This is a genomic window from Acinetobacter sp. YH12076, assembly GCF_013419525.1.
GTDB classification, from domain to species: Bacteria; Pseudomonadota; Gammaproteobacteria; order Pseudomonadales; family Moraxellaceae; genus Acinetobacter; species Acinetobacter amyesii.
Window position 1 is genome coordinate 1 of the sequence record NZ_VOZY01000028.1, and the last position, 10531, is coordinate 10531.

The window sequence follows — 10531 nt, forward strand, 5'->3', positions numbered from 1 at the left end:
CACGTTTCAGTTTTTGCCAGACTTTACGTACACCATACCGACCTGAACTTTCCTTCCAAATTCGTTTAATCTCCTCAGCATGATGCAAGTCATGTAAATCTCGCTTTGCTCGATGTTCTGGATTTTCACAGAGATCTAGAGTCCGGTAATAGGTTGAAGGTGCGATCGGTAAAATTCTACAAATCGCCTCGACTCCGTACAGCTCTTTATTATTATGGATAAAATCCACCATTATTTGTGTGGGCGGTCGAGCTCCGCCTGGGCGAAAAAAGCGGCTGCTTTACGTAGAATTTCATTGGCGCGTTGCAGTTCTTTATTTTCGCGTTCGAGTTGTTTGATACGTTCTTGGTCTGAAAGCTGCTGTACTTTAACTGGATTTTGTTTATCTAAATATTTTTGATACCAAACACGTAGTGTTTCAGGAGTACAACCCTTGCGCAGTATACTGCTCAGGGAGCAATAGCGGTGATCGCAGCCCAATTCGATGGATAATCTTTCTCGGATTCAATCAATAATTGAACCGCTCTTTCTCTGATTTCAGGGGTATATTTTACTTTTTTCATCGGGACATTCTCTCAGAAAGCTTGGTCTCCGACAAACCCGGTACGGTTCAAAAATCTTCCATTGATTTATTTATATCTGTTAAACCAGTCGCATTATGAAATGTAATATAAGTAGAAATTTCAGTATAAATGGTCATGATCTTTTCTAAATTTGAATATCTAAGCGTCTTCATTAATCAACCTTATTGATTATTAGTTTCTTCTTTTAAAGCTCTTTGTACTGTTGCTATCCCTACTTTAAACTTTTCTGCAACACCTCTAAATGTTGAATTTTCTTCAGCCATTGCTTTTCGTATTTCAACATAGTCAACCTTCCGCTTTCTTCCCTTATATAAGCCCTTCGCTTTGGCTTTTGCAATTCCTTCCTTTTGACGCTCACGGATCATGGAGCGTTCAAACTCTGCAAATGCAGCAAGCATCTGAAACATGAGTTTATTTATTGCCGATTGTGCTACATCATGACTGAAGGTCAAATTCTCTTTATGAAAAATAATGGTTATACCACGATCATTCAGACTATTCACAATTTCGTTCAGATCATTTGTATTACGTGCCAGACGATCAATACTATGAACATGCACCGTATCACCTTCACGCAGATAGTCGAGCATTGCATTTAACTGAGGACGTTCACGGCTACCACCGCTTGCCTTTTCAGTAAAGGTCTTATCCAGGCTGATTCCATCTAATTGACGTTCAGTATTTTGTTCAGTTGAACTGACTCGAATATATCCGACCTGATTAGGCATTCTGTACCGTTAGAGTTTAGATAATTAAATACATATTGTACCGAAATTAAATATTAAGTCTATAAATACGGTTTTTGAGTTGCTTTTTAAGACTTTATTTTGTTCCGTTAGGCTATACTCCAAATTTACATAATGTCGCATCTTCTGTGAAATCGTCTTTTCTACGCAAATAAACCTGATTTAAAGGCGAAACCTAACAATATTACAAGTAGCACTGTTAGCATTGCTTTAAGCCTAAAAATCGTATCATGAGCTATTTTAATTTTCTCCTTATACTCCACCTCTGACATTGAAAACTTATCCATTTCAGCTTGAATAGCGTCCATATATTTTGAAATTTTTTTCAATTTTTCTGCTTGCTGTTCATTTTTGAGTGATAGCGCAGTATTAGATTGCTCCAGTTGTTTATTTAAGTTGATCTGCTGAATAAGCTTGTTCGCTTGATCGGCATTGATTTTTTGACTTTCCTCATTAAATTCATCCTGCTCTTTAGACTCTTGAATCAACTGCTTTACTCTAGCAGTCAATTTTATGTTTTTTTCTTTGAGGGCTTCATTCTCTTGTTCTAGAGATACTTTAGCTTTTTCTATTGTAGAAAATTGCTTTTTAAAGTCGGTGAGCTGTCGCTGTAGCTCAATATTTTCCTCAAAGTGACTTGTCGCAACCTCATCAACTAAAAAATCACAATATTTAAAAAAATCGGCTTCAATCAGGGCAAAGGGCATGGCATGAGAAATTTTTAAATGCTCAACAATTTCATGCCAACTTTTACCCGTGCGGTACAGCTCGGTAATTTCATCCTGTCGGCTCTCAAGCCACCTACGTTTATTGAAATAAGGGGTTTTAGCCATCACTCAATATCCTTGTAAAAACTATCGCTATAAACATAGCCATCACTGCTTTTTGACGCTAAAAACCTCTTACCCTCCTCACTGCTTTTCCATGCTAAAAGTAGCTCTCTTGAGCTTTGATTGGCTTCGTCTTTAATAGACCTAAAATATGTATGGATTTCGGTATTATTTTTAATTTTTGGAGTGGAAGCACGGACATAGCTTAGATTTAACTTTCGTCCACCTGCACCTAAAAAACTACGGTTCATTTTTGACTGAAAATAAGCCGTGAACATGCTATATAACTTACCGATCTGCACACGTACACCACGGTAGCCAATATAGCCCTCAAGGCTTAAAAGGTACTTTTCAAAATGTTCTTTTACATCCGTATTGGATTTATTTTTTTGAAAGCTATTTACCAAATTAACGCCACGTTGACGCACAGCCTCAAACGCTTCTTGCTTCAAACGCCATGTAAAATTGGTCGCATGTTTGGTATTTTCACTTAAACCCATTTCTTGCAATTCTTTGATACTTTTGGCTCGTTTTGTGAGCTGTAAAAAAGTATATTCACCCACTGTTAAGGATATCTTTCCAAAGGTTTCAGCACCTTTGACCTGTTTAGAAATTTGATCATTTAAATAATCAAGATGATCATATTTATTCTGAATAATCACACCATCAGGCAAACGTAGAAGTAAGTCATTTACACGGCAAAGTAAAAGCAAAGTCGGGGGTCTAAGGGTATATAACTTATTTTCATTTTTCGATTTATCACGCAAGTAACGATAAAAATCAGCTTCGGTTAGATTTTCTTTCTGAAAACAACCGCCATTCGCAACGATGCAACAAAACGTACTTTGTCCGGACAGAAATTTTCGATACTGCTGTTGTGGTGTATTCAGCAAACCATAGCGGTCATTCCACTTTTCAAGCATGGATTCTGCATTACTAAAACTGCTCGGTTTAATCAAAATTCCCAAATCGTAACCTTTGCTGAAACATGCAAGGGTCGTATGAGTGAACTCTTTTATGCCAGTGGTGTAATAAATCATTTTTTCTTATTTAGTCCAAAAATTTAATGATTAATATACCCTCATTTGTAGATTCTTAAAGGGATTCCAAAGATTTTTTTAAAAGTTATATCTAAAAGACTAGTTATAGGTAGTTATAACCGAATTATGCTATCGCATAATTAGCAGTTCCCTAAAATTCGACTTGACACAGTATCTACTACGCATAAGATGGGTTTTGTAGAAGTTGTTTTTTAGTTGGACTGCCAATCCAAACATTCAAATTGATTAAATTTGTTTGTTCATGGATTGCCAACCATGAACAAACAACATCACCCCTTTTCGCAACCTGCCAAGTTGTGAAAAGTTTTATCGGTGAAGCTGCGTGCGTGAGAAATCTAGCTGGCGCGGCTACGATAGGGGCTAGAGGGTGTGACTCCCTCTTTCTACCTGTTACCCAAGTCAAATCCCATATTTTTATATGGCGCATTGGGGCGACACGGAAACGGGCATTAACGGGCTATCAGCGTTTAAAACATACGACTGGTAACTTAGTAAATTAACCCTGTTTTATTTGTGATGTGGAGTCATTTCAAGGATTGATAATGGCGTTGATGCACTGGCAGATGCTTCGTAAGGGCATAGTCATGGCGCACAGGTGGGCTTTTGAGATGATCGTGAGGTCATAGGGGAATGAGGTGTTAAACTGGATTTCTCGGCACGTCACGGTGAATTGTTGAACTCGTAGAGATACGTTGCAATTTGCTTTGGCGGTCAATGGATAGCTCAAGCCTGTAAATTCGGCTCTGTCAACATACAACTATAGAATAGTTGGTGGCAGTCGATATGCGTAGAGTAAGTGCTTTACCTTATTAATTTAACTCTACAATATAACCCCGACAAGACTTGGAACTGCGGTCGGGTGAATATGGAATTGAGTTTAGTTAAGTTAGAGATAAGCGTACTACTCGTTAAGACAAATAAGACTAACGTGGGCGCACTTCACACCGTTTGAGTTGTAGATATTTAATTTCTGATTGATAGGTTCACAGAAAAGCGATTCTAGGCAAACAACGAGGTGGTGATCGGTGACGGTCTTTAGAAGTGTTAGAGAATCAGACAAGTACAAAACCTTAGCTACATCGAGGTTGCAGACAGTTCGAGCGAATAAAAACGTAAGCGCTGTTAATTGGGAAAGTCTATGCCGATAAGTTGGTGATGTTTAAGGTGAATGAACACAGAATTTTCAAGTAATAATCGAGTGGTATCAACATGCTTTGGCTAGCATGATTTACTTGAAAAACTGTCTTAAAACGATTCTACAATCGTGAAAATTAGTTGTCTTGGCCGACAAGGATATTTTCAAACTGTTGATGCAGTATAAATACGTACAAACTAGTGGTTTTAAGAACCCAGACCCCTTCTAAGGGGCTGGGTTTGTCTTTGTATAATTATAATTATAAATATCTATATTTCTTTCTAGTTTGCGATCTAAGCTATCTTATTTTAAGAATGTATCTTTTATTAGAAAAAGAGTTAATCGAGCTATAACCCCCTATTTCTTGCGTTTAAATGACACTATCAATTAGATCAAAGATAAATAAAAGCATTCTACTAAGTGCTCTCACTCTCTCAAGATCACCACACCCCTCGCTTTGCTCGGGCTGATGGTGAACGTTGAGAGAGTTTCGGCAATACTCACCCTAAGGGCGTGATTTTGAAAAAAATCAACATCCCTTAAGTATTGCCGATTTACCTGTCGGGCTGACGGAGCCACGCATCGGTCGTATCCGCACATAGTTTTGCTGACTATGCAGACAAGGACTAAAGGTCTTGCACCTTCCCCCACGCGCTCCCTGTCGAAGTATGGCGGTATCTCTGCGAGGGTTGCCCCAACATACAACTTAACCAACCTATACAACTACTCTCAACGCTCCGCTTATGTGGGATTCCCCTGTAACGGTTCCGCCTTTCGACGATCGCTACGATGCACCAGTGACACTTATTCCCTCCACATGCACCGCATGCCAACCATAAAAAATGGACACGCAGAAGCAGGCAAAGCTTGCATACAAATTTGCTTATTTAATGGACACAAAACGATTCAATAACGAAGTAATTCAGGTTAGGACTTGTAATTACTGCACATAACTGTAAAAATAACTGCACAGGTACAAAAGCCTTAGTGTGAAATCATAACGGTCGCCAAACCTTATGATCTTCGTTATTTGATGTTCCACCATCAAATAACTGCGTACCGCTAAATATAAAGCGAAACCCCAAAATGTTGCAAGACATTTTGGGGTTTTTCTTTGCTCTATCAACAATTTAAGTTACCTTCTAGTTTCCCAAAAGTTACCAACTTTTTTTACCCCCCTTTGCATCTTTATGATTCTTATCTGTTTTCAGGCAAAAAAAGTTACCAACTTTTTTTCAGAAAGTTCCCTTCTTTGATTTTTAAAATTAATCTATTTGTCTGTTTTTTGAACAAAAATTTAAATCCATGTTTTTTTTGATTTCAGCTAATAAGTTAGACAAACCATGCCTAATTTTAGGCAAATTTAGACAAAACACTTGTAAAAGGATAAATTAATCTATTGTAAAAATAGACAGTCTATTAGACATCCACTTTTGACAGATTTAGGCATAGTTTTACATCATGAAAAGTCTTTCAGTTATAGAGTTATCAAAGTTATATGGAATTAATAGACAAACAATTTACAACAACATAAACAAAGGAATTTTAAGTAAAAATTCTGATAATAAAATTGATTTATCAGAAGCTATCCGTGTATTTGGAGAGCCTGCTAAAAAACAGGATGTAAAAGAACCTGTAAAAATAGACAGTCCAAACTCGGCAGAAGTTTTACTGCTTAGACAGCAGATAGACATGCTAAAAAATCAGCTTGATGATGCCAAAGATCGGGAGTCTTTCTATCAAAATCAGATTGAAACGATGCAACGCCTATTGGAAGCACCAAAACCCAATACCACTCAATCTGGAGATTCTGGATCAGTACAGCCTGAACCAGCAGCAGAAGTGATAGCAATGCCACCTAAAGAATCAGAGATAATCGAGAATAAGCGAATACCTGTTCCAGAGCATGTAGAGCCTGAACCTGAAAAAAGAGGATTCTGGAGCCGATTTTTTCTGCCGAATGGCTGAGGGGATTGTTCACCTGATCTTATTAAAATCGTGGAACATTGCTCAAAAGTTAAGCGTGGAACATGAATAATCAACAAAAAAGCCCAAATCAGCTAAGTTGGGCTTTTCACATCGACATAAGATTATGAATTATAAGAAATAAAAAATTGCATTTCGCATAAGGTGTATTATGTTAATTTTAGAAAATCTAAAATAATTATTGATAATTTTTTTTTGAAAATTTAACATACCTTCCGATTGGTATTTTAGGTATGATTACTTATGAACAGTGTGTTACTCGCTTATGTATTACTTGGATTTGCAATAGTTTCCGAAGTGATTGGAAGTAGTTTTTTAGTTAAATCGGAAGGGTTTACAAAACTTTTTCCAAGCGTGATGGTCTTTATTTTTTTTAGCACGGCATTTTATTTATTATCACAAGTTATTAAAACAATCCCTTTAGGTATCGCATACGCTATATGGGCTGGTGTTGGGATTGTTCTAACTGCTGTAGTTGGCTACTTTGTTTTTAAACAGACACTAGATAATCCTGCTTTAATTGGAATTGGTTTTATCGTATCTGGCGTAATAATTATTAATTTATTTTCGCAATCAGCAGGTCATTAAGTGAAAGAAATTCGGCAACAAAAGAAGCAACCAGAGGTTATTCGAAAGCGCATCCTTGAACAGGCAACTATTCTTGTTTCTCAAAAGGGTATTTCTGGTGTTTCTATTCAAAATATTGCTACAGCAGTAGGTATAACAAAAGGGGGGGTATTTCACCATTTCCCGAATAAAAAAAATTTGATAGAAGAAATGTTCAATCAAATAATTCTTGATTTAGATCAAACAGTTGAATACTTGATTAAACGCGATCCAACAGAATATGGTAAATTCACACGAGCTTATATTCATAGTTCTTTTATCCATCAAATAGATGGGGTGGTTTCTGCTTGGTCAGCGTTATCAATGACTATGATCACAGAGCCTACCTTTAATAAAATTTGGATGGAATGGCTAAAAAATAGATTATCTCAACATGCAGAAACGGATAGTCATCCTGATTTAGAGTTACTTCGTTTAGCAGCAGATGGGTTGTGGCTACAAAGTATTACCGGAGTCATTGATGATGAGCAATGTTCAAAATTAGAAGACGATCTGCTTAATCGAACCTATTTAACATAAAATCTCTTATTCGAAATTTGAACTGTAAGCCCCAGATAGAAAAATCCAGTGCATAGAACGGCACTGTTGCAAATAGGCTGACATGATAAGCTAAATATCTTATTTATTTCGAGATACAGCAGATGAATCCCTTCCACGGTCGGCACTTTCAAGGTGAAATCATTCTTTGGGCTGTTCGTTGGTATTGTAAATATGGCATCAGCTATCGTGAACTTCAGGAAATGCTGGCCGAACGTGGAGTGAATGTTGATCACACCACAATTTATCGCTGGGTTCAGCGTTATGCTCCAGAAATGGAAAAACGTTTACGTTGGTATTGGCGTAATCCTACAGATCGACATTTATGGCATCTGGATGAAACTTACGTAAAAGTGAATGGCAAATGGGCATATCTATACCGTGCAGTTGACCAACGTGGCCATACTCTTGATTTCTATCTTTCTGCTAGACGAAATACCCATTCAGCTTATTGTTTTCTTGGAAAAATTTTAAATAATGTGAAGAAGTGGCAAATTCCACAAGTGATCAACACGGATAAAGCACCCACATATGGACGTGCTTTATCACGGTTAAAACGGGAAGGTAAATGTCCACCAGACCTTGAGCACAGGCAGATTAAGTATAAAAATAACGTGATTGAATGTGATCATGGCAAGCTAAAGCGGATCATCAGGGCCACATTAGGATTCAAATCTATGAAGACGGCTTATGCCACAATTAAAGGTATTGAAGTCATGCGTGCACTACGTAAAGGACAAGCATCGTCATTTTATTATGGTCAGCCTCAGGGTGAAGTGTGTCTAATCAACAGGGTTTTCGGTCTCTAAGTACTTTTTAAAGGGAACATCATCGACTCAAATCTCTATTTGCAACAGTGCCCCATGAAGTGCCTGCCTGCGTCTGTTAGCCGAACGCCCCGCGCATGGCGCTCAAATAGCAGGACACCAAGGTTATCCTCCAGCGCTTTCACACGCGCGCTGACGCTCGACTAGCTGATACCAAGTGCCTTGGCCGCATGCCGAAAATTCAGATGCTCGGCGACGGCGATGAACTGAACAAGGGAAATGAGCGGTATCCTGCCAGACAGGATACCGACATTCACGAGGTTTCGATGGTTAGTGCGCCGCATCGGAGCGGGCCTGCTACCAGTCGTCGGTTAGACGACTGGCGACTTCTCGGTGGCAGCCCCACGGAGCCGAAGGAGCACCAGCCCCAACGAAACCAGTACCGCCATCGCCGTGGCGTAACAGATCACGGGCCACGCTGTGTCACCGTTTAAAAGTGCCACCGCCAATGTCCCGACAATGCTGACTATCAGGCTTTGAACGCAGAAGTAGAACGCGACCGCTGATCCCGCGATGTCGTCGAACTCTGCCAAAGCGCCGTTCGCGGTAACGGACACCGTGAAGACAATACCGACCGCGACAACCCACATCGGTAGGATGAAGGTGAGGAATGACGGCGAGCCGTAAAGTTCGCCGATCCCCAACAGGACCGCTCCGCAAACAAGCAACGCCATCCCACGCGCCACGCATCCTGCGATGCCCCATCTGGCGACAAAGGACTTCGCGAAACGGGTTGTCACGATCATTACAAGCGCGACAGTGGCGAAGGCAAAGCTGAATCCGATCTCGGAATATTCCGCTTGGCCTATGAGCACACGGGGAGCCGTCGAGAAGAAGACGAAGTAGGTGCCCATACCGGCGCTAAAGCCGACAGTGTAAACCCAAAAAGCCGGACTCGCGAAGATCGGCAAGACAGATCGGCGCGTCTTGACTTGATCCAGAGGGCGGGTTTCGTGCCACCTGAAACCCGCATTTAGGAGTGCGAGCATCGCCAGTATAGCCAAAGTAATGAATATCGCCTGCCATCCCAAGAACTCGCCGATCAATACTCCGGCGATAGGGCCGAGCGCAGGCACGAACGCCAGCATCGAACTGAAAAGGCCGTAGATGACGACACCCTCAGGACGGTTGGCATAAACGTCGCGAACCGTCGCGAACGTCGCCACCAGCATGGCCGACGCGCCCACTGCTTGAAGTAGACGGAAAGCGACAAAGGCCGGTGCAGTTGAAGACCAAGCTGCTCCCAGAGACGCAATGACGAAAGCCGTTGCGCCCGCAAGTAGAATTGGCCGTCGCCCGATTCTGTCTGAGAGCGGACCAAAAATCACCTGGCCCACGCCGAGCATCACCATATAGAGGCTCAACGTGAGTTGGATCATAGCGGGCGTCGTGTTCAGGATGCCGGGCATCGCTGGAACGACAGGGAGATAAATATCCATCGCCAGTGAAGCGAGGATGTCGAAAGGAGCCATCAGCAGCAGTGCTGCCGGCAGCGTATAGGCCCACGCGGGGCGTGTGGTGGTCATGACGAATCAACCCTCGATTAAGGAATACCGGGCGACGTCTGCTCGTCAGCAATCAGATGAGACTAGCCTTACAGAGCGCCGCAACAACAATACTGGTTGTTGCGGCTTACTTGTCTGCTGACTTGGAATTTCCCATCTGATTACTCCACGCTTACGAATATGAATTGCTACATTTTATCCGATTATCTTTTGCTTCGCAATGCGGCATGGGCGCACTCAGCGTTCCAGCCCCCTCTGCCGCCCTAAATGCTTGCTCCAATGCATCGAGCACCATATCTGTATTCATCCGTGTCGATACTTTCCATCCAACAATTGCTCGTGAGAACACATCAATAATAAATGCAGTATAAACCCAGCCTGAATTTGTTTGAATATACGTAAAGTCACTCACCCACAGTTGGTCAGGATGATCAGCAGTAAAATTACGTTTTACCAAGTCATCCGCTCGTTTTTGATCATCTCGGCTACGGGTGGTTTGTTTGTTCTTACCACGCCAAACACCTTTTATACCTAGCTTTTGCATTAATCGAGCAACAGTACAGCGCGCAATAATATAGCCTTCACGTTTCAGTTTTTGCCAGACTTTACGTACACCATACCGACCTGAACTTTCCTTCCAAATTCGTTTAATCTCCTCAGCATGATGCAAGTCATGTAAATCTCGCTTTGCTC

8 protein-coding genes, 3 pseudogenes and 1 other annotated feature are annotated in these 10531 nt (G+C 40.9%); of the genes and pseudogenes, 4 read left to right on the forward strand and 7 right to left on the reverse strand.

Translation table 11 applies throughout. The features are described from left to right. The 4 genes and pseudogenes from FTU22_RS15800 to FTU22_RS15815 all read right to left on the reverse strand — a co-directional run. Positions 1 to 563, reverse strand: a pseudogene (locus FTU22_RS15800) (IS3 family transposase); the annotation flags it as partial. Then, positions 158 to 274: a sequence feature (AL1L pseudoknot), on the reverse strand. (Overlaps the previous pseudogene by 117 nt.) 182 nt (positions 564 to 745) lie before the next feature. Next, positions 746 to 1312: a recombinase family protein gene (locus FTU22_RS15805; protein WP_006581699.1), complete on the reverse strand. Its 567-nt coding sequence runs from the start codon at positions 1310 to 1312 to the stop codon at positions 746 to 748. 161 nt (positions 1313 to 1473) lie between these two features. Beyond that, entirely contained in the window at positions 1474 to 2163 is a 690-nt protein-coding gene (locus FTU22_RS15810; RefSeq protein WP_180095374.1) for a hypothetical protein, read from the reverse strand. Continuing rightward, on the reverse strand, positions 2163 to 3083 hold the full coding sequence (locus FTU22_RS15815; RefSeq protein ID WP_180095377.1) for a hypothetical protein: 921 nt from the start codon (positions 3081 to 3083) through the stop codon (positions 2163 to 2165). The genes FTU22_RS15810 and FTU22_RS15815 overlap by 1 nt, the downstream gene beginning before the upstream one ends. Positions 3084 to 5817: 2734 nt before the next feature. Between FTU22_RS15815 and FTU22_RS15820 the strand changes: the two genes are divergently transcribed. The 4 genes from FTU22_RS15820 (at position 5818) to FTU22_RS15835 (ending at position 8315) form a co-directional block, all read left to right on the forward strand. Then, on the forward strand, positions 5818 to 6324 hold the full coding sequence (locus FTU22_RS15820) for a plasmid replication DNA-binding protein (protein ID WP_096902824.1): 507 nt from the start codon (positions 5818 to 5820) through the stop codon (positions 6322 to 6324). 261 nt (positions 6325 to 6585) lie between these two features. Further along, positions 6586 to 6930: an SMR family transporter gene (locus tag FTU22_RS15825; RefSeq protein ID WP_005146112.1), complete on the forward strand. Its 345-nt coding sequence runs from the start codon at positions 6586 to 6588 to the stop codon at positions 6928 to 6930. Further along, positions 6931 to 7488: a TetR/AcrR family transcriptional regulator gene (locus tag FTU22_RS15830; RefSeq protein ID WP_005146114.1), complete on the forward strand. Its 558-nt coding sequence runs from the start codon at positions 6931 to 6933 to the stop codon at positions 7486 to 7488. It abuts the gene before it with no gap. Between the two features lie 122 nt (positions 7489 to 7610). Continuing rightward, positions 7611 to 8315: an IS6 family transposase gene (locus FTU22_RS15835; protein WP_005028420.1), complete on the forward strand. Its 705-nt coding sequence runs from the start codon at positions 7611 to 7613 to the stop codon at positions 8313 to 8315. 35 nt (positions 8316 to 8350) lie between these two features. On the opposite strand, the pseudogene FTU22_RS15840 reads toward FTU22_RS15835, so the two are convergent. The 3 genes and pseudogenes from FTU22_RS15840 to FTU22_RS15850 form a co-directional block, all read right to left on the reverse strand. Further along, positions 8351 to 8617: pseudogene (locus tag FTU22_RS15840) on the reverse strand (LysR family transcriptional regulator). A 27-nt stretch (positions 8618 to 8644) separates the two neighbouring features. Continuing rightward, positions 8645 to 9859, reverse strand: a complete 1215-nt coding sequence (gene floR, locus FTU22_RS15845) for a chloramphenicol/florfenicol efflux MFS transporter FloR (protein WP_000214122.1) — start codon at positions 9857 to 9859, stop codon at positions 8645 to 8647. Positions 9860 to 10106: 247 nt separating this feature from the next. Continuing rightward, positions 10107 to 10531 (reverse strand): annotated as a pseudogene (locus FTU22_RS15850) (IS3 family transposase); the annotation flags it as partial.